Origin of the sequence: Dyella subtropica (assembly GCF_026283965.1) — a bacterium.
Taxonomy (GTDB): domain Bacteria; phylum Pseudomonadota; class Gammaproteobacteria; order Xanthomonadales; family Rhodanobacteraceae; genus Dyella_D; species Dyella_D subtropica.
This window is the reverse complement of the sequence record NZ_JAPDPD010000014.1, coordinates 104,580-126,496: the sequence shown is the minus strand read 5'-3', so window position 1 is coordinate 126,496 and position 21,917 is coordinate 104,580. Positions and strand designations below refer to the sequence as shown.

Annotated in this window: 17 protein-coding genes; 4 read left to right on the top strand and 13 right to left on the bottom strand. The window is 64.0% G+C overall.

The window, feature by feature from the left end; genetic code table 11:
• Positions 1-7 precede the first annotated feature (7 nt).
• The 3 genes from OUZ45_RS13795 to OUZ45_RS13785 are packed head-to-tail and all read right to left on the bottom strand — an operon-like array spanning position 8 to position 3,160.
• Positions 8-1,168 carry an ABC transporter permease gene (locus OUZ45_RS13795; RefSeq protein WP_266170695.1) on the bottom strand — a complete coding sequence of 387 codons (1,161 nt, stop codon included), beginning with the start codon at positions 1,166-1,168 and terminating at the stop codon, positions 8-10.
• A 10-nt stretch (positions 1,169-1,178) separates the two neighbouring features.
• Positions 1,179-1,865 (bottom strand): ABC transporter ATP-binding protein, encoded by a 687-nt coding sequence (locus tag OUZ45_RS13790; protein WP_266170694.1) that lies wholly within the window; start codon positions 1,863-1,865, stop codon positions 1,179-1,181.
• 53 nt (positions 1,866-1,918) lie between these two features.
• Positions 1,919-3,160 (bottom strand): efflux RND transporter periplasmic adaptor subunit, encoded by a 1,242-nt coding sequence (locus tag OUZ45_RS13785; protein ID WP_266170693.1) that lies wholly within the window; start codon positions 3,158-3,160, stop codon positions 1,919-1,921.
• Between the two features lie 269 nt (positions 3,161-3,429).
• Here OUZ45_RS13785 and OUZ45_RS13780 point away from each other — a divergent pair, with 269 nt between their 5' ends.
• The 3 genes from OUZ45_RS13780 (at position 3,430) to OUZ45_RS13770 (ending at position 6,170) form a co-directional block, all read left to right on the top strand.
• The gene (locus OUZ45_RS13780) at positions 3,430-4,116 is read left to right on the top strand and encodes a fumarylacetoacetate hydrolase family protein (protein ID WP_266170692.1); all 687 of its coding nucleotides are present in this window, start codon (positions 3,430-3,432) and stop codon (positions 4,114-4,116) included.
• Positions 4,117-4,194: 78 nt separating this feature from the next.
• A complete protein-coding gene (mscL, locus tag OUZ45_RS13775; RefSeq protein ID WP_266170691.1) occupies positions 4,195-4,599 on the top strand; it encodes a large-conductance mechanosensitive channel protein MscL in 405 nt (134 codons plus the stop codon).
• A gap of 128 nt (positions 4,600-4,727) precedes the next feature.
• A complete protein-coding gene (locus tag OUZ45_RS13770; RefSeq protein ID WP_266170690.1) occupies positions 4,728-6,170 on the top strand; it encodes a M20/M25/M40 family metallo-hydrolase in 1,443 nt (480 codons plus the stop codon).
• A gap of 541 nt (positions 6,171-6,711) precedes the next feature.
• On the opposite strand, the gene OUZ45_RS13765 is transcribed toward OUZ45_RS13770, so the two are convergent.
• From OUZ45_RS13765 to OUZ45_RS13755, 3 genes are all read right to left on the bottom strand, one after another.
• Positions 6,712-9,816 carry an efflux RND transporter permease subunit gene (locus OUZ45_RS13765; protein ID WP_266170689.1) on the bottom strand — a complete coding sequence of 1,035 codons (3,105 nt, stop codon included), beginning with the start codon at positions 9,814-9,816 and terminating at the stop codon, positions 6,712-6,714.
• 273 nt (positions 9,817-10,089) lie between these two features.
• Positions 10,090-11,220: an efflux RND transporter periplasmic adaptor subunit gene (locus OUZ45_RS13760; protein WP_266170688.1), complete on the bottom strand. Its 1,131-nt coding sequence runs from the start codon at positions 11,218-11,220 to the stop codon at positions 10,090-10,092.
• Between the two features lie 202 nt (positions 11,221-11,422).
• On the bottom strand, positions 11,423-11,881 hold the full coding sequence (locus OUZ45_RS13755) for a MarR family winged helix-turn-helix transcriptional regulator (RefSeq protein ID WP_266170687.1): 459 nt from the start codon (positions 11,879-11,881) through the stop codon (positions 11,423-11,425).
• Positions 11,882-11,969: 88 nt separating this feature from the next.
• Between OUZ45_RS13755 and OUZ45_RS13750 the strand changes: the two genes are divergently transcribed.
• A complete protein-coding gene (locus tag OUZ45_RS13750; protein ID WP_266170686.1) occupies positions 11,970-12,491 on the top strand; it encodes an O-acetyl-ADP-ribose deacetylase in 522 nt (173 codons plus the stop codon).
• Here the strand turns inward: OUZ45_RS13750 and OUZ45_RS13745 are convergent.
• The 7 genes from OUZ45_RS13745 to OUZ45_RS13715 form a co-directional block, all read right to left on the bottom strand.
• Entirely contained in the window at positions 12,478-14,163 is a 1,686-nt protein-coding gene (locus tag OUZ45_RS13745) for a BatD family protein (protein WP_323137559.1), read from the bottom strand. The genes OUZ45_RS13750 and OUZ45_RS13745 overlap by 14 nt on opposite strands.
• A 2-nt stretch (positions 14,164-14,165) precedes the next feature.
• On the bottom strand, positions 14,166-16,076 hold the full coding sequence (locus OUZ45_RS13740; RefSeq protein WP_266170685.1) for a VWA domain-containing protein: 1,911 nt from the start codon (positions 16,074-16,076) through the stop codon (positions 14,166-14,168).
• Positions 16,073-17,059, bottom strand: coding sequence for a VWA domain-containing protein (locus tag OUZ45_RS13735; RefSeq protein WP_266170684.1), 987 nt, complete (start codon positions 17,057-17,059; stop codon positions 16,073-16,075). Before OUZ45_RS13735 ends, OUZ45_RS13740 begins: the two co-directional genes overlap by 4 nt.
• The gene (locus tag OUZ45_RS13730) at positions 17,052-17,603 is read right to left on the bottom strand and encodes a DUF4381 domain-containing protein (RefSeq protein ID WP_266170683.1); all 552 of its coding nucleotides are present in this window, start codon (positions 17,601-17,603) and stop codon (positions 17,052-17,054) included. Before OUZ45_RS13730 ends, OUZ45_RS13735 begins: the two co-directional genes overlap by 8 nt.
• Positions 17,600-18,535, bottom strand: coding sequence for a DUF58 domain-containing protein (locus tag OUZ45_RS13725; protein WP_266170682.1), 936 nt, complete (start codon positions 18,533-18,535; stop codon positions 17,600-17,602). The genes OUZ45_RS13730 and OUZ45_RS13725 overlap by 4 nt, the downstream gene beginning before the upstream one ends.
• Entirely contained in the window at positions 18,532-19,527 is a 996-nt protein-coding gene (locus tag OUZ45_RS13720) for an AAA family ATPase (RefSeq protein WP_266170681.1), read from the bottom strand. The genes OUZ45_RS13725 and OUZ45_RS13720 overlap by 4 nt, the downstream gene beginning before the upstream one ends.
• Before the next feature lie 162 nt (positions 19,528-19,689).
• A complete protein-coding gene (locus OUZ45_RS13715) occupies positions 19,690-21,870 on the bottom strand; it encodes a type IV pilus secretin PilQ (RefSeq protein ID WP_266170680.1) in 2,181 nt (726 codons plus the stop codon).
• Positions 21,871-21,917: the final 47 nt, after the last annotated feature.

Here is a 21,917-nt window from a genome sequence, read left to right as displayed (position 1 = left end):
TCGCTCCTTAGCGCCCGGCCAATGCGTCGACGATATTCAGGCGCATTGCACGCCACGCGGGAAGGCCACCGATAATCAATCCGATCGCGACGGCCAGCCCGACGCCCAATGCCCAACTCTTGGGACCCACACTGGCGTGAGTGATCATGCCGCCGCTAGACGAGGTCAGGATGGGAGCCAGCAGACTCACCAAGCCCAGGCCGATCACACCGCCGAGCAAGAGCAGCAGCACGGATTCCGCCAAAACCATGGCCAACACGCTATGGCTGGAAAAACCAATGGTCTTGAGCACGGCCAGCTCCGAGGTGCGCTCGCGCACGGCCTGCATCATCGTATTGCCGGTCAACAGCACCAGGGTGAAGAACACCGCGCCCATGATCGACGTCACGATGAGGCCGATGTCGGCCATCTGCTTGATCCAATTCTTGGTCGCCGCCTGTTCGGTCTGGGTCTTCGTCTCGTGGTCGGAATTGGCGGACAGCGCATCGATGCTCTTGGCCACGCGATCCGCTTGATTCAGGTCGGTGACGCGGCTGATATACCAGCCGACCATGCCGCGATTGTAGGGCGTGGACTCGTCGAAGTTTTTCCAATGCATGACGATCATCTGGCTTTGGAAGGCCTTTTCATCCTTGGAATGCATGACGCCGAGCAGTTCGAAATTCCAGTTCTTGCTGCCATCCTTGTTGGGGAAAATCTGCGACTGCAGCGGGATCTTGTCGCCAACCTTCCAGCCGTATTTCTTGACGATGACTTCGCCCGCCAGGATGCCATTGAGACTCTTGTCGAAGGCCTGGCGCTGCTCTGGAGCAACCTCGACCTCAGGATAGACATCCAGATAGTTCGGGCTCACCGCGAAGGTGAAAATCTGATTGTGCGGATCCTGATAGGCACCGCCGAACCAGTTGGCATAGGCCACGTCCTTGACGCCGTTGACCGCCGCGATCTGCGCACCGAGTCCTTGCGGCAGAGGCTGGATGAAGGACAGACGTGCACCGGTCTGCAAGCGCTCGGCGCCATTCGCCGACTGGCCTGCCTCGGCGAACGAGACGCGCACCGCATCGAGCAAACCGAACAGCAGGAACGCCGCGATGATGGAAACCAGCGTAAGAATGGTGCGGGTCTTGCGCCTGAACAGCGAAGCCCAGATGAGATGAAGATATTTCATCGCGATGTCCTCACGCCACGACCTGCTCGACCAAGGTGCCCTTGTCCAGATGCAGCGTGTGATTCGCGTACTCCGCTGCCTTCGGATCATGGGTGACCATCACAATCGTCTTGCCATGCTCGCGATTGAGTATGCGCAGCAAGCCGAGCACGTCCTCGGCGGACTGACGATCCAGATCGCCGGTGGGCTCGTCGCAGACCAACAGGGTCGGGTCGGAGACGATGGCGCGCGCGATCGCCACGCGCTGCTGCTGACCACCGGACAGTTCGCTCGGCTTGTGCGAGCCGCGATCCTCCAATCCCACCAGCTGCAACGCGATGCTGGCATTCTTGCGTCGCTGCGCGGCCGACAGCTTGGTCAGCAACAGCGGCAGCTCCACGTTGCGCTGCGCCGACAGCATCGGCATCAGGTTGTAGAACTGGAACACGAAACCGACATTGGCCGCGCGCCACTTGGCCAGATCACCGGCGCTGAGCTGGTTGATGCGCTGGCCGCCCACGCTGATGCTGCCGCCACTGGGTGAATCCAATCCACCCATCAAATTGAGCAAGGTGGTCTTGCCCGAGCCCGAAGGCCCCATCAGCGCAAGGAACTCGCCTTCGGCAATGTCGAGGTTGATGTGATGCAGTACTTCCACTTTCTGCTTGCCGCGCTCGTACACCTTGGAAAGATCGCGGATTTCAATCAACGTACCCATGTTCATACCTGCTCTCCGATGCTTCGTTGACCTTGGATGTCGTGCAGCGATAGTTACTGCTTGCCGGCCTGCTTCACGCGCATGCCGTCTTTCAATTCCGCCGATGGCGAGACCACCACCGTTTCGCCCGCCTGCACCGCGGCGGGCAGCAGGCGCAGATCGCCATACGCCTGCGCCGACGGCTCCACCGTGCGTTGATGCGCCGTGTCGTCGCTCACCACGAAAACCGCCGCGTGCCCATCGCGCTGTGCGATGGCCTTGCCCGGCACCAGCACGCCTTTCGGCATCTGCGCGGTTTCATGCTTCGCGGCCTGCTCCAGGAACGACACGCGAACGCCCATGTCCGGCACGATGCGCGGGTCTTTCTGGTCCAGCGCCACGCGCACTTTCACCGTGGCCTTGCCGCGGTCGGCGGCGGGCACAATGGCGATGACGTGAGCGGGGATTTTCCAGTCCGGGTAGGCGTCGAGTACGGCCTCGGCTGGCATGCTCGCCTTCACTCTGCCGATGTAGGCCTCGTTGACGTCCACGTCGATTTCCAGCGAATCCATATCCACGATCGTGCCCACGCCCGTGCGGGTGAAACCGCCACCGGCAGACAGTGGCGAAATGATCTCACCTACCTGGGCCGCTTTCTGCGTAATCACGCCGGTGAACGGCGCGTGCACCACGGTGTAGTCGAAGTTGACCTGCGCCTGCGTGGTCTGCGCCTGCGCAGCGGCGGCCAGCTTGCGCTGCGCGTTGAGCTGTGCGGCCGTGCTGGCGGCCAGCGTGCGCGCCTGCTCATCCTGCTGCTTGGAAACCAGCCCGCTCGCAACCAGGGTGTGCATGCGGACGGCATCGTGCTGTGCCTGATCCAGTTGCGCCTGCAACTGCACGACCTGCGCCTGCGCGGCCAGGGTATTGGCCTTGGCGGAATCCAGCGCGGCGCGATAGCCGTTGTCGTCCAATCGGGCCAACACCTGCCCCTTCTCGACGTGGTCGCCCTCTTCGATCAGCACCTCGGTCAGCGTGCCGGTGATCTGTGCCGAGACGGTGGCCTGGCGGCGCGCCGTGATGTAGCCCGTCGCCTGCAGCACCGCACCTGCCCCGGTGCTGGCGCTGGGCGCGACGGCCGTGGCGGTCTGTACTTCAAGCGCGCTGCGGCCCAGCAGCATCCAACCCAGCGCCCCTGCCACCGCAAGCACCAGCACCACGGCGCCCACGATCCATGGCCACCGCCCCGGGCCCTGGTTGTGCTCGTCGCGCTGGTGACGCTCGATGCGCAATTCCTTCAAAAGATCCGCGTTCTTCACACCTGCTCCCTACCTGGCCCCAGCCAGTTGCACGATGGCCGACACGATGAGGGACGGGCCGCACGGCAGCCAGAGCACCCCATCAGTCGTTGGCAATGACAGGTGTCACCTGAATCGGGCGGGTGGAGCCCGGGTCTCGGTGGCAGCTGTCTCCTTATACGTCGAACTTGTACCCCCGGAATCGACATGGATAAAGCGGCACAGGCGATTCTGGACGCGACATCTATCGGTCATCGGTCCAGGGCAGTCGAACTGCTAACCTCCCCGCCATGTCATACGTCATCCCGCCCTCATCTGTTCCGAGCCTGCCTATTGTAGGCAGTGACCAACGCTTCCCGGTACGCCGCGTATTCTGCATCGGCCGCAACTACGCCGAGCACGCCCGCGAAATGGGTACCACGGTAGACAAGGACACGCCGCTGTTCTTCTGCAAGCCGGCCGACGCCGTGGTGGCCGATGGAGCTGACGTGCCCTACCCGCAAGCCACCTCCGATCTGCATCACGAAGTGGAAATGGTGGTGGCGCTGGGCGCGGGCGGCCGCGACGTGCCCGTTGAGCGCGCAGAGTCGCTGATCTGGGGCTACGGCGTCGGCCTGGACCTGACTCGCCGCGACCTGCAGGCCGTGGTCAAGGCCAAGAGCCATCCGTGGGATGTCGCAAAAGCTTTCGATCATTCCGCACCGGTCTCGGCCTTGCGTCCCGCCACGGAAGTCCAGCCCAACGCGGACACCCTGCTAAGCCTGAGCATCAACGGCAGCGTGCGTCAGCAGACCCATCTCGGGGACATGGTGCATAGCGTGGCGGAAATCATCGCCATCCTGTCCACGTTGTTCGAGCTGAAGGCGGGCGACCTGATCTTTACCGGCACACCGGCCGGCGTGGCAGCCTTGCAACGCGGCGACCATTTTCATGCCCAGCTGGAAGGCATCGCCACGCTGGATGGCCGAGTGGCCTGAGCGACCTGTTCGTGGGTCGGAACGCTGGGTTAAAGTCGCTCCGCCATACGAAGCTAATACATAGCATTGGAGAGCAGCATGAGCATGATCAAAGAGTTCAAAGAATTTGCCATGCGCGGCAACGTCATTGACCTTGCAGTCGGCGTGGTCATCGGCGGCGCCTTCGGCAAGATCGTCACCTCGCTGGTCGACCAGATCATCATGCCGCCGATCGGCGTGCTCACCGGCGGCATCGATTTCTCCGCCATGAAATGGGTGCTCAAGCCGGCAGACGACAGCGACCCCAAACACAAGATCGCCGAGGTGGCGATTCAGTACGGCGCCTTCATCAACGTGATGATCCAGTTCGTGATCATCGCGTTCACCATCTTCCTGGTGGTCAAGGCCATCAACCGGCTCACCCGCAAGCAGCAGGCTGCGCCCCCCGCGCCGCCGGCGACCGAGGTGCTGCTGACCGAGATCCGCGATCTGCTGAAGAAGTAAGCCTGTCGTCAGCATCGAAGGCCGGGGCCTGTAAAGGCGTCCGGCCTTTATTACTTATGAGCATGACTTCTGGCCTAAGCGACTTGCAGGCGCAACGCCATAATCGTGGTTTCCCCGAGGAGTCCCCGATGCGCCGTCTGCCTCTTACTTTGCTCGCCGCCAGTCTCGCTCTTGCCACTGGCCTCGCCAGCGCCGCCGACAAGGCCACCGTGATCCCGCAGAACGCCGTGAAAACGGCGGAGCAACTGCGTGACAAGGCCATGGACGACAACACCGGCTACAAAATCGTGGAATCGCTGACCACCGAGATTGGTGCACGCCTCGCCGGTGGCCCGAACGACCAGCGCGCCCGCGACTGGGCTGTGGCCAAGTTCAAGGAACTGGGCTACGACAAGGTTTACACCGAGACCGTCACCTACCCGCTGTGGGAGCGCCATAGCGAACACGCGGAAATCGTCGCGCCGTTCCCGCAGCCGCTCTCGCTGATCGCGCTGGGCTATTCCGCCGGCACGCCCAAGGGCGGCCTCACCGCCGAAGTTGTGAAGTTCGACAGCCTGGATGCGCTGAAGAACGCCGACCCGGCCAGCGTGAAGGGCAAGATCGTCTATGTCGGCCCGCGCATGGAGCGCCACAAGGACGGCCACGACTACGCCATCGGTTCCGGCGTGCGCGTGGGCGGCCCGGTGATCGCCGCCAAGATGGGTGCAGCCGCCTTTCTGCTGCGCTCCGCCGGTACCGATGCGCATAGCCGCACGCCACACACTGGCGTCACCGGTTTCCGCGATCCGAAAGACGCCATCCCCGCTGCCGCACTCTCCAACCCGGATGCCGATCAGCTCGAGCGCGTGCTGGCCTATGGCAAACCGGTCAGCGTGAAGCTCGATCTCGACGTCGGCTTCAACGGCAGCTACACCGGCGCCAACGTCATCGGCGAAATCACCGGCAAGAAGCATCCCGACCAGGTCGTCGCCATCGGTGGTCACCTCGACTCGTGGGATCCGGGCACCGGCGCCATCGATGACGGCGCAGGTGTGGCGATTGCCATGGCCGCCGGCAAAATGATCCGCGACCTGCCGCAGCGCCCCGATCGCACCATCCGCGTCATCGCCTTCGCCAACGAAGAAATGGGCCTGTGGGGCGGTCGTGCCTACGCCGACAAGCATGCGACAGATGTCGGCAAGCACCAGCTCGGCACCGAATCCGACTTTGGCGCCCGCAAAATCTGGCGTATGAGCGCCAGCGTGAAACCGAGTGCCATCGGCGCCATCGAGCAGATCGCCAAAGTGATCGAACCCGTCGGCGTCGCCTACGACGCCAAGCTCCCCGGCGGCGGCGGCTCCGACCTGTCCCAGATGCACGGCAAAGGCATGGCCGCCCTTACCCTCACCCAGGACGGCACCGACTACTTCGACTACCACCACACCGCCAACGACACCCTCGACAAAATCGACCCGCGGGAACTGGCTCAGAACGTAGCCGTCTATGCGGCCTTCTCGTACATGGCCGCACAAGCCGATGGCGACTTTGGTTCGGCGCCAGGTGCGTTTGCGAAGGATGGCGCGAGCGATTGATCGGTTTCACTGCACCAACAAAAAAGGCGGCCCATGGCCGCCTTTTTTGTTGCACGGGATTTAAGCGCCTTCTCAAGTACTCACCCCTCCCCAACCCTCCCCTGCTTGCAGGGGAGGGAGCAGAAGCTCCGCGCAGCGGTGAGCGGTGAGGGCGCAAGATAAGCTCCCGAAGAAAACTATCTCGACGCCTGACACTGGAAGACGTGTAGCTACGGAGCACACCGCTGTGCTCCCAGGCCATTTCTCTTTGGTTACTTTCTCTTTACTCCGGGCATCCATGCCCTCCGCCCTTCGGGCCAGCTGCGCTGTTCGCACCCGTTCCTGCGGGTGCGTGGACCAGCAAAGAGAAAGTGACCCGGACCGCGGCAGCGGTTCGGAAGCCCGCCGCAGGCGAGCCCGGGCAAGCAGACGCGACAACCAAGCGGAAACGCTCTGGATTCCGGCCTACGCCGGAATGACGAAGTAGGAGGGGACATCACAACGACTGAACCCTATCCCCAGCCCTCGCCCGAAGGGATAGGGCGCTAAAGCTGCTAAGGCATCAGCTCGCACGAGCCTCAGCAGAAGCCCCATTCCCACCCTTAGAAAACCGCCCCTGCAACCGATCCAAATACAAATAAATCACCGGCGTCAAATACAACGTCAACACCTGCGACACCGCCAAACCACCCACCACAGCAAGACCCAGCGGCCGCCGCGTCTCCGCACCCGCGCCCACACCCAGTGCGATCGGCAACGTACCCGCGAACGCCGCCATCGTCGTCATCATGATGGGACGAAAACGCACACGGCACGCTTCATAGATAGCGATCGCGGGCGCCATACCCTCGTCACGCTGACGCTCCAGCGCAAAGTCGATCATCATGATCGCGTTCTTCTTCACGATGCCGATCAGCATCACGATGCCGACAAAAGCGAACAAATCCAGCGAGGCGTGGAACAGCACTAGCGTAATCAGTGCGCCCACCGCTGCCGCAGGAAGTCCCGAAAGAATCGTGAGCGGATGGATGAAGCTTTCGTACAAAATGCCCAGCACCAGATAGATCACGAACACCGCCAACAGCAGGAGCATGCCCATTCCTTGCATGGAATCCTGAAACGCCTGCGCCGTGCCCTGCACACTGCCGCTGATGGTAGCGGGCAGACCCATCTTGCGCATGGCCGCATCGATGCGCGTCACCGCTTCACTAAGACTCACGCCCGGTGCCAGGTTGAACGATACGGTGACCGCCGGCAGCTGGCCCTGGTGGTTCACCGTGAGCACCTGCGGCTTGCGCGTGAAAGTGGCCACGGTAGCTAGCGGCACCAGCTTGCCGGTTTCGGAGGCAACGTAGAGCTGCGAGAGCACATTCGGATCGCTTTGCAGCGAACGCGAGACTTGCAGGATCACCCAGTACTGCGTGGCCGCACCATAAATGGTGGATATCTGGTTTTGCCCGAATGCTGTGCCCAGCGCCGACTGCACCTGCGCCATGGTCAAGCCCAGCGGACCGAGCTTTTCTCGGTTCACCTCCACCATGATCGCCGGGCTGTTGAGATCGAGGTCGTTGGTGACGTCCTGAAAACCCGGTAGCTGCTGGAAGGCCTGGGTCACCCGGCCGCTCCAGTCGTACAGCTGCGGCAGATCGATCGATTGCAGCGTGTATTGGTACTGCGCCTTGGACTGGCGGCCACCGATCTGAATCGACGGCGGGTTCTGGATGTAGGTACGGATGCCCGGCACCGGTGCGAATTTCTTGCGCAGCTCCTGGATGATGCCGTCCGGGTCAAGTTTGCGATCGCTGGCGGGTTTCAGCAGCAACAGCAGCGAGCCATTGTTGACCGTGCTGCGCGGACCGCCGGCACCGACGCTGGACATATAGGCAGCGATGTTCGGATCGTTCGCGACAATCTCCGCCAGCTTCTGCTGCCGCGCCGCCATGCTGTCGAAGGAAACGTCCTGCGGGCCCTCGGTGGTCACGCGCAGCTGACCGGTGTCGCCCGCGGGAATGAAGTCTTTCGGCGCGATAGAGAACAACAGCGCGGTCGCCAACAGACTCAGGGCGAAGCCAGCCAGTACCACGCGAGGTCGATCCATGCACCAGCGCAGACTGCTGGCATAGCCTCGCTGCACCGCGCCGAAGCCACGATCGAAACCCGCGATCAGCCAGTTCTTCTTCTCGTGGTCGTGCGCCTTGATGAAGCGACTGCACAGCATCGGCGTCAGCGTGATGGCGACGATGCCGGAGATCAGGATGGAGACGCTGATAGTCACCGCAAACTCGTGAAACAGACGGCCCACAATGCCACCCATGAACATCACCGGGATGAACACAGCGATCAGCGACAGCGTCATGGAAAAAATGGTGAAGCCGATTTCGCTCGCGCCTTTCAGCGCCGCCTCGTACGGCGGCAGACCGGCTTCCATGTGACGCACGATGTTTTCCAGCATCACGATGGCGTCGTCCACCACAAAGCCGACCGCGAGCGTGAGCGCCAGCAACGAAAGATTGTCGAGGCTGTAGCCCAGCGCGAACATCACGCCAAAGGTACCGATCACCGAGATCGGCAAAGCCACTGCCGGAATCAGCGTGGCCGAGAAATTGCCGAGGAACAGATAGATCACCAGCACCACCAGCACACCGGCCAGCAACAAGGTGAACTGCACATCGTCGACCGAGGCGCGGATGGACAGCGAGCGGTCGTACAAGGTGTTGAGCTTGACCGAAGGCGGCAGGCCGGCCGTGAAGCCGGGCAGCACCGCCTTGATGCGATTGACCGTTTCCACCGTGTTGGCGCCGGGCTGGCGCTGGATGGCCAGCACGATGGCGCGCTCGCCGTTATACCAACTGGCGGCTTGGTCGTTCTGCACGCTGTCGCTGGCGTGACCCAGGTCGCCGATGCGTACAGGCGCACCGTTGCGGTAGGCCACCACGATGTCGTTATAGGCGGCCGCGCGCATCAGCTGCCCCTCGCTGCGAATCGGCAACTGCTGCCGACTGCCGTAGAGCGAACCGGTCGCCTGGTTCACATTGGCGCTGGCGATGGCGTTTTGCACTTGATCGATGCCGACGCCGCTGGCCACCAGCCGCTCCGGACTCACGCTGACCCGGACGGCGTATTTCTGCGATCCGTACACATTCACTTGCGCCACGCCATCGACCATCGACAGGCGCTGCGCCAGCTCCGTCTCCGCGTACTCGTCCACCTGCGACAAAGGCAGTGTGGACGACGTCACGGTGAGGAACAGGATCGGCGCATCCGCCGGGTTCACTTTGCGAAAGGTGGGCGGCGTGGTCATCTCTTTCGGCAGCTGACGCAACGCAGCGGAGATGGCCGACTGCACGTCCTGCGCAGCACCATCGATATTGCGTTCCAACTCGAAGGTGAGCGTGATCGAGGTGGAGCCCAGTGCGCTGGTCGAACTCATCGAGCTGATGCCGGCGATGGTCGACAACTGCGCCTCCAACGGCGTCGCCACCGCCGACGCCATGGTCTCCGGCGAAGCACCCGGCAGGTTGGCGCTGATGTTGATGGTGGGGAAGTCGACGTTCGGCAGTTCGTTCACCGGCAGACGCGGATACGCCGCGATGCCGAACACCAACAATGCCGCCATCAGCAGCGTGGTCATCACCGGCCGTCGAATACAAAGCTCAGGCAGATTCATGGCATTAGAGCCTGTTTATGGTCTCCCCGTAGCCCGCGCCGGGATCTGTTTGCACGCAGGCCAAGGAAGAACGAAGGAGTGTACGGCCGTACACGACTGAGTGATGACGCCGGCCTGCGGGCAAACAGACCCGGCCCGGAGGGTTGCTGTTGATTGGCCGCCATGCGGCAGCGCCCAGCTTGACCTGGCAGCCAGCCAGGTGCTGCGCCACGCGCTGCCACCTGACAGCCACTCAACAGCAACGCGGGCCACGGGGAGACCATAAACAGGCTCTTACCCGCCCGTCTTCACGCGCGCGCGGCTGCCGTCGATCAGCAGCATTTGGCCTTCCGTCACCACTTGCTCGCCCGCCTCCAGTCCCTTGTCGACCACCAGTCGCCCACCCGACGTCGGACCGGGGGTCACATAGCGCTGCTGCACCTTGCCGTCATGGCCGAGCACGAACACGAAACTGCCTTTGGACGAACTCTGCAACGCCTCCACCGGCACGTTCACCGCGTTGGCGATGCGCGTGGTGGGCAGGGTGAGCTGCACGAACTGACCAGGGGTAAGGCGGTGGTCGGCGTTGTCGAAACGCCCCTTCAGCACGATGGTGCCGGTGGTGACATCGACGGCATTGTCGATGAATTCCAGCGTGCCGCTCAGCGGCGCGCCCTTGTCGCCAGGGATCACCGCCTGCACCGGCACATCGCCACGCGCCTGCGCGGCGCGCACGGCGGCGAGGCTGTCCTCGGGAATGTTGAAGGCGATACGGATGGGCTCAATCTGATTGAGCACCAGGATGTCGGTGCTGTCGGCAGTGATCTGTGCGCCTGGCCATACCAGCGGCGCACCGGCGACGCCATCGAACGGCGCGACGATGCGAGAGTAGTCGAGTTGGGTTTGCGCGGTTTCCTGGGCGGCGAGATCGCTCTGCAGCACCGCTTTGGCCACGGCAAGATTGGCTTGATAGGTATCGTAGTCGGCCTTGGAGACGAAGCCCTTGGCGAGCATGTCGCTGTAGCGCTGCTGGTCGGCCTGGGCCTTGAGCAGCTGCGCCTGATCGCGCGCCACGGCACCGCGCGTCTGGTCCAGTTGGGCCTTGAGCAGGCTAGGGTCGATCTGCACCAGCAACGCGCCCTTTTTCACCTGTGCGCCGGGAGTAAACGCCAGCACCTGCAACTGCCCGGAAACACGCGAACGCAAAGTCACGGTGGACCAGGCTTCGGCGCGGCCCACCAATTTGAGGCTGAGATCCACGTCGCCACGCATGGCGGTGGCCACCTGCACGGGCACTTCCGCGCTCGCCGTCGAAGCAGCCGCCTTGTCGCCGGACGATGCCGTACCGTGACCGCGAAATGCCAGCATGGCGACGGCGAGCACCGCCAACAGCAACACAATCAGGAGTAATTTCTTCCAGGGCATGGGGACTCGCTATGGGCAGTTCGGTCGCGGCCGTGTTCGACTGGCGCGGGGATAGCGCAAGCATGCCAGCGTTGGCACGGGTTTGCGGTATCGGGTTTTCGGTAAACAAAGACCGTCACTATGCCCACGGAATTCAACGCCATCACAGAGACTGATGGCACTGGTCAGCCTTGAATCCGCAACTCTCTTCCGACTGGACTCGTCAAAGCGCCTCACCATCCGTCGGCTGATCCAGCGCCTGCAGGTTGTCCTTGATGCGGGTGAGCACGTCCATCGCCTGCTGCAGCTCGGCCAGCTCGATGCCGCGTGTGGCGTCCTTGCGCAGGCCGCGCCCGATCAGCTCCATATCGGCGACGACCCCACGAGCCTGTTCCGTGACATACAGGCGCCATGCGCGGCGGTCGCGCGGGTCGGGCCGGCGCTCCACGAAGCCGGCGGATTGCAGACGGTCGATCACACGCCCCACCGCGATCGGCTCCATCTCCAGGAATTCGGCCAGCTCGGTTTGACGCAAACCCTCGCGGTGGTACAACACCTTGGTCGCGCGCCATTGCGCGCGAGTCAGGCCGAATTTCACCGCACGCCGGTCGAAGTGCTTACGGAACAGCAAGGTCACGTCGTTAAGCAGGTAACCGAACGAGATGTCTTCCGTCTTGGTCATGACCGCCTAACCTCCAGGGATGCTCTCAGCCAGTCTACGCAGCCGTCATGATGTGCGGGAGACCCGCAAGAATCCGCGGAACCACGCCATGAACATCGAGATCGTCATCGCCGACATTACTCGCCTTGGGGTCGATGCCATTGTGAACGCCGCCAACCCGGCCCTGCTCGGGGGCGGCGGCGTGGATGGCGCCATCCACCGCGCCGCAGGCCCAGGGCTACTGGAAGCTTGCCGTGCCCTGCCTCAAGTCAGTCCTGGCGTGCGTTGCCCGGTCGGTGAAGCGCGCATCACCGGCGGATTTGCGCTGCCGGCGCGCTATGTCATCCATACGGTGGGGCCGATCTGGCACGGCGGCGACCGCGACGAGCCTGCACTGCTGGCGAGCTGCTACCGGGAGAGCCTGCAACTCGCCGCCGCGCATGGCTTGCATACGATCGCTTTCCCGGCGATCAGCTGCGGCGTCTACGGCTATCCACCCGAACGCGCAGCGCCGGTAGCACTGGCTGCCTTGCGCGAATGCCTGCTGCAACATGCCGAGATGCAGGTGCAACTGTGCTGCTTCGACGCGCGCATGGCGTCGGTCTGGCGTGAGGCGCTCAATCCAGCTTGAACGGATACAGCGGCGGCAGCGCCGATGAGGTCGACGTGTCGCCGGATGCGCGCCAATGGAAGCCGTCGCGGAATGCCGCCGCCAGGCGTTCACCCCATCCCGCCTCGCCGGCACCTGCGTAGAGCTTGCGCTGCAGAGCGTGGATCGCCTCGCGTTGTGGCTCCGACGACAACGCGGATGCCAGCGCACCCAGATTCGACCATCCCGGGCGCTCCGCGCGTGCCCAGGCCAGCAGGGCATGGGCCTGCGACGCGGCGTCCTCGCTGCGCGTCGCAGCGAGAAACGCCGCCTGCAGGTGACGGGGCGTCGCTGGCGTGGCATCAGCGACCCGCTTCGGTTCCGCGAGCCGATGACGGCGCCACGCCAGCCAACCGAGCAGGCTGAGCAACCACAGACCGCCGCTGCCCAGAGCGATCCAGCGCCACGGCACCGCGTGGTGCGGCATGGCCGATTCGCTGGGCTCGACCGGAGCGGCGGCTGTCGTCTGCACAGCAGCCGCGGTTGTCGCTGCAGCGCCCACCGCTGGCAGCACGGTGTAGTGCTGTGCCGGAACGCGGGCGACTTCCAGCTTGTCTGTCTGGACGTTCCACCAGGTCAGCGTGGTCTCGGGGATGGTCAGCTCACCCGGGCGACTGGGCACGACCGAGAACGCCTGCTGACGCCGCCCAACCAGCCAAGAACCACTGAGATGGGTGCCGTTGACCGGCTTGTCCGGATAAACCGTGGCGCCTTCGAGCGCGGGCAAGCTGAGCGCCGGCAGGGCTTCATAGGGAAGGCCGGTGGCCTGCAAGGTCATGCTGAGGTTGAGCGGCTGCCCCACACGCAGTTCGCCCTGGGTCGGACTGTCTTCGAGGGTGAGCGAGAGTTCGCGCGCCGGTAGCCACGCGGTCTTACCCGCGCTGTCCGGCACGGGGCGCACATCGATCGACACGGCCGGCGAAGCGGCGGATACCGGCCGCGTGCTGCCGAAAAAGCTGTTCGGGTCAGCCATGTCGATCAGCTCGCCCTGGAACGACACCGGTGGTATCTCGATCCGCCCCGCATGCTGCGGTATCAGCGCGTAACGCCGTTCGATCACGTTGTAGCGACGGCTACCGCGCTCGGCCTGGTAATTGAGGTCGCCGCCGAGTTTGCTCAGCTCCGCACCGTTCGCCTGGGGCTCGTCCATGGCACCATTGCTGAGACTGGCAGCGAAGTACAGACGCACTACATACGTCATTTGCTCGCCAACGTAGGCGCGTTGCGGCTCCGCCGTAGCTTCGACGAACAGATCCTTGCGCCCCTCCACCACGGCCTGGCTATCCGGCGGCACCACCTCCAGCTGTAACGGCACGGTGGCGCCGCCGGCAAAGTTCAGCGCGGGAATCGACAGGCTGCCGATACGCTTGGGCCGCAGCGCCACGCCGTAGACGAGTTCCGCGCTGCGCTGGCCATTGACGATGCTGAGGCTGGTGTTGCTGGACGTGCCAAGCACGGTGAAATCGCCGGACAGTGCACTCAGGTCCGGCGCGCTGAAAGCACCGCCGCCTGCCACACGCAGATTCAGCGTCACCGCTTCGCCGAGCTGCACCTTGTTGCGATCGAGCGTGGCCTGCACGTCGGCGGCCGAGGCCAGCCAAGGCAAGCACCACAGCAGCAAGCACAAACACCAGGACATGCGACGGGCCAGCACGATCAGTCACCCTCCCCGGCATTCGCGCCGTGGCGCTGCCGATATTCCAGTTCGAACTTGCGCCGCAACAGCGCGCCCGGATCGTCCGGCACGCGTTGCAGCGAGCGGCGGACGTCGGCAGGCAATTTGGATTGCGGGTCATCCGCGGCTACGGCACCCAGTTCATGACCAGCGTCCTTTTTATCGGAAGCCGGCTTGCCCTGCGCCTCCAGCGCGCGGTTCATTTGCTGCTGCAACGCCTGCTGCGCTTGTTCTGCGCGCGCTTTTTGCTCGGCCTGTTCCTGTGCCGTGAGCGGCTTCGCAGCGGCGGATGAAGATGCGTTCTTTGTCTGTTCGCTGTCTTTGCCGGAGCCCGAGGGATCGTGTGCCTGATCGGAGGGTTGCCCCTGAGCGCCGGCCTGATCCTGGCCCTGTTTCCCTGACGATGAGGGCTGACCGTTCTCGCCTTGCTTGCTTTCGCCGCTCTTGGGCTCGGAGGAAGAGTGATCGTCGCCCTTGTCCTGCCCGCTCTTGTCTTGAGTGTTCTTGTTCTGCTGCGGCGGCGGTGGCTGCTTGCGCAGCCAATCCTCGACGGCCTTGCGGTTGGCTTTGGTGTCCTCGCTCGCTGGGTTCTGCTTCAGCGCACGATCGTACGCAGCCAATGCTTCCTGATAGCGGCCCTGCATGGCGAGAGCATTGCCGAGGTTGTAAGCCGCATCGGCGCCAGGCACGTCTTGCAAGGCCTGGGATGCAGCTGCGTAATCGCCAGCACGATAGGCGGCCGCGCCGCGCAAGGCCGGGTCGCGGGCCAGTTGTTGTGCCTGTTTCGCTTGCCCTTGCCGCAGCGCTTGTGCCGCCTGTTGGTCCGGCCGTCGCCACAGATCGCTCCAACTGCCAGCCTGGGCGTTACCTGGCATAAGCGGCAGCAGCAACAACGGCAACATCAGCAACCAGCCACGGCGAAACGCCAGCGCGACGATGGGCAGCAGCGGCAGCAACAACCAGGGGCCACGATCCTGCCATTCTTCGCTCACCAAACCACTCGCCGTCGCCGCCTCGCCTGCGGTGGGGCTGGAGAGGTGGAGTGCATCGATATCCTGATGGTCATCGCTCATCGGCACGAAGCGACCCCCACCCGCCTCGGTCAACGCCCGCAATGACGCGTCATCCCGCTGCGCGAGAACCACATCGCCACGCTCGCCGCGCAGGAGACCGCCATCGCCCGATGGAACAGGACCGCCCTGCGGCGTGCCCACGGCAAGCACCGATACGCTGATGCCCTCATTGCGGGCTTTGCGCGCAGCCGCCACTGCGGCGGCATCAGTGCTATCCGTGACCAGAATCATCGATCCACCACCGACCTTGGCGTCGCGGATCAAGCCTGCGCTTCGTTCGATCGCCTGCGCCGCGTTATTGCCATCGGCAGGCATCGTGTCTGGCGCGAGTGCGTCGAGCAGATCGTTGAGACTGCCGACGTCTGAAGTCAGCGGCGCCACCACGAAAGCTTCGCCCGCGTAGGCGACCAGGCCATTGAGGCCGTCCCGGTTCGCTGCCAGCAGATCGCGCACTTTGTACCGTGCACGGTCGATACGACTGGGGGCGACATCCCGCGACAACATGTGTTGCGACAACGACACGGCAATCACCTGCGCCGTCCGATTCGCATACAGCGGCGTAGCGATTCGACTCCAGGCGGGGCCGGCCAGCGCGAGCGTGCACAGTGTCCAGCCCAAAGCGATCAACATCGGCGGCAAGTGCCGGTAACCGGCACGCCCCTGCAGCAGATGCGGCAGCAATTCGGGATCGACCAGCTTCGACAGCTCACGCTGCGCGTGGCTGCCGCGTGAGGCCATCGCCCATAGCAGCGGCAAAGCCAGCAAGCCAAGCAGCCACCACGGCCGCAGAAAATGAAACTGCTGCCACATCGCGCTCATGCGTTCACCGCCGGTACGGGGCGGCGTGCGCTGGGTGCCAGGGCGAACAACAGACACAACATGCCGGCCAGCAGCGGCCAGCGAAACAATTCGTGGCGCGGACGCAGCTCCGGACCTTGCTGCGGCATCGGCTCCAGCGCATCGATGGCTCGGTACGCTGCAGCCAACTCGTTGGTGTCGGTCGCGCGGAAGTAACGGCCACCGGTCTGTGTGGCGAGCGAGCGCAACATGCCTTCGTCCAGATCGGCCGAAGGATTGACCACGCGCGTGCCGAAGAAATCCGGCACGCGCATTTCGGTCGCACCGATGCCAATGGTGTATACGCGTATGCCGGCCGCCTTCGCGGCGCGCGCCGCGTCCAACGGCGTGATGTTGCCAGCGTTGTTCACGCCGTCCGTGAGCAGCACCAGCACACGTGCGGGCTCCGGCAGGGAGGACAGGCGCTTCGCGGCCACGGCGATCGCATCGCCGATGGCGGTCTCGGTACCGGCCAGGCCAACGGTGGAGCTCTGCAATTGAGCACTCACGGCGGAGAGATCGTAGGTGAGAGGCGTCACTAAGAATGCGCGGGTGCCGAACAGGATCAGCCCGAGTTCGTCGCCGCTCCGGCGCGAAATGAAATCACCGGCAATCGCTTCGACGGCACCGAAACGGCTGACCACCTGACCGGCCAGCTCCATGTCTTCGGTGCGCATACTGCCGGAGAGGTCGACCGCGAGCATCAAGGCGCGACCGCTGCGCTGCTGCGCTTGCGGCGGCCCCACCCATTGAGGCCGCGCCGCCGCGCCGACCATGCATAGCCACGCGAGCACCAATAGCCAAGTGCGAGCGCCCGTTGGCGCTTGCTCCACCACACTCGCCAGATGAAGGCCCGGATGCGGCAGATGCAATGCCTGATCCGGTGCCGCCGGACGCAGCCAGCGCCGTAGCAACCAGGGCAACGGCAGCACCAGGACGATCCAGGGCCAGGCGAATTCAGACATGTCCGCGCTCTAAGGAGGCACGCAATACAGGAGACTTGAGTTTTTTGCGCATGGCTCGTTGCTTCAAAGCAAGCGCCAGCCATCGGCGCGTGGCCCCGGCGAGGTCGTGCACATCTACTGTGGTGGTGGGTCGGTACATCACCGACTCCAACGTCATCAAGCTGTCCAGTGTGGCCGCGTCGACAGGCACTACGGCCAGACAGCGACGCCAAGCATCGCCACGATGATGCGTCGCCATGGGGTCGTATATGCGCGCTCCGCGCCGCAGCCACTGATGCAAGCCGGCGGCCAACGCATCGGGCCGCTGCGCATGGCGTTGCTCGATCGCGTCGATCTCCGATAGAACCGCCTCGACGCGACGCCGCCAACACCGATGCCGCCAGGCCATCCACCACCCGAGACACGCCAGCAACAACGTCAGTGCAGCGAGCACCCACCAGCCCGGTGCCGGCGGCCACCAGGAGGGATCGGGCGGCAGGTGGATGTCACGCAAAACCGGACCGGTAGGTTGCGGCGGGGATGGTGTGGCGACAGGCAGCATCATGACGCGGACCTCGCTCCACCCAGCAGACCGCTTACCGCTTCCAGCGGATCGACCGCGGTATCGATGCTTCGATGCCGCAAGCCTAGTGATTGGGCCAACGCGGCCAGGCGGACCTGACCGGCGCCCAGGGTCTGTTGGAATTCGCGTCGCTGACGCTCCGCCTGCAGCACCACCTCGCGGCGCACGCCGGCATGCTCCAAGGGATAGCGGCCGGCCGGCGCTGTCGCCAACTCAAGCGCGTCGCCGACGATCAGCACACTGACACCGGCGCGGCGCGAGAGATCGAGCAGGCGCCCCCGTGCCGGCTCGTCGCAACTGAGCCCATCGCTCACCAGTAGCACGCGGCTGGCGCCGTGCATCAACCGTGCTGCCCGCAACAAGGCCTCTGACAAGGGCTCGTTGCGCCCTGCAGCAGGATCGATATCCCAATCCGCCAGCGCGCCGCAAAGCGCCAGCGCACCCCGTGTACCTCCCTGCGGTCGCAGCATGTGCGTGCGCTCGCCAAAGGCCATGGCGCCCACGCGCTCCCCAGCGCGCACGGCCAGCCAGGCAGCCGTCGCTGCGGCACGTGCTGCTTGCACCGACTTGAAGCGCACGCGAGTACCGAAGCGCATGCTGGCATGCGTGTCCAGCAAAATCAGCACTCTTCCTTCGCGTTCTTCCTGGAACAGCTTGGTGTGCAGCTTGCCGCTGCGCGCCGTGAGCCGCCAGTCGAGCCGGCGAATGTCATCGCCGGGCTGGTAGGCGCGGGACTCCGCGTAGTCCATGCCGCGGCCGTATAGACGGCTGGACTGCTGACCCGCAGGGGCCACTCGGCTATTCAGCTTTGGCAGGGCCGCTCGCGCCACTTTGGCGCGCAAAGCCAGCAACTCAGCCAGGGAAACGCTCGCGCGGCCATCACCCTCGGCGCGCTGTAGCAATACGGCACTCACGGAAGCGGCACGAGATCCAGGAGACGCGAGACCACCTGATCGCTGCGCACGCCCTCTGCCTCGGCTTCATAGCTCAGCAATACGCGGTGACGCAGCACGTCGTGGGCGATGGCATGGATGTCTTCCGGCAGCACATAGTCGCGCCCCGCCAGCCAGGCATGCGCACGTGCGCAACGATCCAGTGCGATGGTGGCGCGCGGACTCGCACCCCAGGCGATCCAGCGTTTCAGCTCGGGGCCGTAGGCGCCGGCGTCGCGACTGGCCAGCACCAATTGGGTCAGGTAGGCCTCAAGCGCAGGAGCCATGTGCACCGACAGCACGGCCTCGCGCGCGGCAAATACGTCGGACTGGCTGAGCGTGGCACGTGCCGGTGGCTGCGGATGCAGGCTGCGGCGCGCCTGCTCCCGCGCCAGACGCAGAATGGCCAATTCCGACGGTGCATCCGGATAGCCGATGGTGACGTGCATGACGAAGCGGTCCAGCTGCGCTTCGGGCAAGGCGAAAGTGCCTTCCTGTTCGATCGGGTTCTGCGTCGCCATCACCATGAACAGCTCCGGCAGACGCCAGGTGCTGCGGCCTATAGTGATCTGCCGCTCCGCCATCGCTTCAAGCAGCGCCGATTGCACCTTGGCCGGCGCGCGGTTGATCTCATCGGCCAGCACGATGTTGTGAAACAACGGTCCGCGCTCGAATTCGAAGCTGCCGGACTGGGTTCGGAAGATATCCGTGCCGGTGAGATCGGCGGGCAGCAAGTCGGGAGTGAACTGCACGCGATGGAAGTCCGCCTCGATACAAGCCGCTAGCGCCTTCACCGCGGTTGTCTTGGCCAGACCTGGTGCGCCTTCGACCAGCAAATGCCCATCGGCCAGCAGCGCCACCAGCAGGCAATCGATCAGGTGGGGCTGGCCGATGATGCTTTGCTGCAGTTCCTCACGCAGTTTGGTGAACGCCTGTTGCAGGCGTGAGGAAGGGTGAACCTGGGGCATGTCCATCAAGAATTCCGTTGTGCTTCGTGCGGCTACAGACCGCAGCCATTCACAGAAGTTTAGCCGCCGCAGGCGGCACCCGCCCCCGCAACTGATGGCATAGGCCCGCGCCAGCTCAAAGAAAAAGGGCGGCCTGAGCCGCCCCTTTCATCATGCCTTGTGCGGTGCTCAGCGCAGGCTTTCGCTCAAAATGCGCGGCGTCACGAAGATCAGTAGCTCCGCCTTGTCGCTCTGGCGCGAAGTCTTGCGGAACAGAATGCCCACGCCCGGGATATCGCCCAAACCCGGCACCTTGGTGGTGGCATTCGCCTTGGTGATCTCGTAGATGCCGCCGAGCACCACGGTCTGGCCGTTGTCCACCAGCACTGAGGTGTTGATCTCACGCGTATCGATCTGCGGCACCTTGCCATTCGGCGTATCGACGAACTGGGCCAGCGCATCCTTCTTCACATTGATGGCGAGATAGACACGGTTATCGGCCGTGATCGTCGGCGTCACCTTCAGCTCCAGCACCGCGTCTTTGAACTGCACAGAAGCGGTCGGTTGGCCGCCACCAGCGGCGCCGCCGTTCTGGAAGGTGACATAGCCGATCTGCTGACCCTGGCGAATAATGGCTTCCTGCTGGTTCGCCGTAATCACGCGCGGACTGGAGACCACTTCGCCACGGCCTTCGGTCTGGGCGGCCGACAGCTCAAGGTCGATCGCATAGTTCGCACCGAGAATCGCCAGGCCGAAGCTACCTCCCTGCAGGGTAGTGGGAAGGTTCACGTTCAAGCCTTTGCCACCAGCCGAGCCGTTGCCGTTGTCCGTTCCCCCAAACGAGGTCACATTGCCACCGCCCAGACCTGCTTGCAGATTGGGGATCGCAGTAGCCGCGTTCTGGAACTGCGTGTTGTTGACTTTCCCCTGTACACCGAACTTGGCACCCAGCTCGCGGGTGAAGGTGTCGCTGGCCACCACGATGCGCGACTCGATCAGCACCTGCTGCACCGGTTTGTCGAGTACCGCTATCAACTCGCGCAGTTCGCGGATCTTCTGTGCACTGTCGTTGAGCAGCAGAGTGTTGGTGCGCTCATCGAACGAGACGCTGCCGCGTGCGGAAAGGAACCCGTGCGAGCTGCCGCCAGCACCACCTCCGCCACCGCCACCTGCCGGGCCCTGGGTCAACAGCTTCGCGATGTCCTGCGCTTTGCCGTAGCTGATCGGCACGTAGTCGGTGACCAGCTCGGCATTGTCCTCCGCCTTGATGCGGGCATCGGCCACACTCTGCTCGTACTTCGCCAACTCATCCTGCGGCGCGATCCAGATCACGTTGCCGTTGCGGCGCTTGTCCAGGCCCTTGGCACGCAGCACCACGTCCAGCGCTTGATCCCACGGCACGTTGACAAGGCGCAGGGTGATGGCACCACCCACCGTGTCGGAGGCCACCAGATTCTGGCCCGACATGTCGGCGATCAGCTGCAGCACCGAGCGGACCGGGATGTCCTGGAAATTGAAGGTGACGCGGTTACCGTTGTAAACCGGATCCTGGCCGCGTAGAGACTTGCCATCAGGACCGGCCTTGGGATCCTTTTTCTTGGGCGCGACTTCGACCACATACTGGTCGGCCGTCTGGTAGGCCGAGGTTTCGACGCTGCCCTTGGTTGCGATTTCCATGTGTGCGCCACCGCGGGCACCGCCCTTAGTGACGATCGACTGCACCGGCGTGGCGAAGTCGAGCACATCGAGGCGTTGAGCCAGGTTCTGCGGCAGATTCACGTGGTCGAGATTGACCACCACCTTGTCGTTCTCACGCTTCATGTCGGCGCTGGCGCCAGCGCCACTGAAATTGATCAGCACCCGACCTTCGCCATTCGGCCCGCGGCGGAAGTCGATATTCGACACCGCCGGACCGCTCGCCGAGGAAGGCAACGCCTTGGATGGATCGATGGTGGAGGCGGTGGTCGTGGTCTGCGCGTCGGTACCATTGTTGACCGTGAACACGAGGCTGTTGCCGTCGACACGCGTGCGATATGACGAATCGCGCATCAGTTCGACGATGACGCGGGTACGGCCGCCGGCGGCTACCGCGGACACGCCCGAAGTCGAGCCCTTGCCGATATCGAGGTGGCGCGCCGCCGCGTTGTCGGTATCACTGAAGTCGATCGCAATACGCGGCGGGTTGCCGGTGGTGAAAATCTTCGGCTCCGGCGCCGGCCCCGTGAAGTTCAAATGCAGCTCGATACGGCCGCCAGGCAGCGTGTCGTAGCTGATCTCCTTCAAGGTGTTGGTGGCCGCCGCCGCGATGCTTGACCACGCAGCACTGACGATCAGCAATCCAGTGATCAGGCGACGACTCGCTTGGCGCATGACACGGCCCCGAACAGGTTTGATTAGGTAGGTCATTGCATCAGCCC

Bases quoted from the DNA above. Each gene is read 5' to 3' on its own strand.
- OUZ45_RS13770 (WP_266170690.1), top strand. From the start codon at position 4,728: ATGCGCCGTCTGCCTCTTACTTTGCTCGCCGCCAGTCTCGCTCTTGCC.
- OUZ45_RS13750 (WP_266170686.1), top strand. From the start codon at position 11,970: ATGAACATCGAGATCGTCATCGCCGACATTACTCGCCTTGGGGTCGAT.
- OUZ45_RS13760 (WP_266170688.1), bottom strand. From the start codon at position 11,220: ATGCCCTGGAAGAAATTACTCCTGATTGTGTTGCTGTTGGCGGTGCTC.
- OUZ45_RS13740 (WP_266170685.1), bottom strand. From the start codon at position 16,076: ATGAGCGCGATGTGGCAGCAGTTTCATTTTCTGCGGCCGTGGTGGCTG.
- OUZ45_RS13755 (WP_266170687.1), bottom strand. From the start codon at position 11,881: ATGACCAAGACGGAAGACATCTCGTTCGGTTACCTGCTTAACGACGTG.
- OUZ45_RS13715 (WP_266170680.1), bottom strand. From the start codon at position 21,870: ATGCGCCAAGCGAGTCGTCGCCTGATCACTGGATTGCTGATCGTCAGT.
- OUZ45_RS13795 (WP_266170695.1), bottom strand. From the start codon at position 1,168: ATGAAATATCTTCATCTCATCTGGGCTTCGCTGTTCAGGCGCAAGACC.
- OUZ45_RS13765 (WP_266170689.1), bottom strand. From the start codon at position 9,816: ATGAATCTGCCTGAGCTTTGTATTCGACGGCCGGTGATGACCACGCTG.
- mscL (WP_266170691.1), top strand. From the start codon at position 4,195: ATGAGCATGATCAAAGAGTTCAAAGAATTTGCCATGCGCGGCAACGTC.
- OUZ45_RS13790 (WP_266170694.1), bottom strand. From the start codon at position 1,865: ATGGGTACGTTGATTGAAATCCGCGATCTTTCCAAGGTGTACGAGCGC.
- OUZ45_RS13730 (WP_266170683.1), bottom strand. From the start codon at position 17,603: ATGATGCTGCCTGTCGCCACACCATCCCCGCCGCAACCTACCGGTCCG.
- OUZ45_RS13720 (WP_266170681.1), bottom strand. From the start codon at position 19,527: ATGGACATGCCCCAGGTTCACCCTTCCTCACGCCTGCAACAGGCGTTC.
- OUZ45_RS13735 (WP_266170684.1), bottom strand. From the start codon at position 17,059: ATGTCTGAATTCGCCTGGCCCTGGATCGTCCTGGTGCTGCCGTTGCCC.
- OUZ45_RS13780 (WP_266170692.1), top strand. From the start codon at position 3,430: ATGTCATACGTCATCCCGCCCTCATCTGTTCCGAGCCTGCCTATTGTA.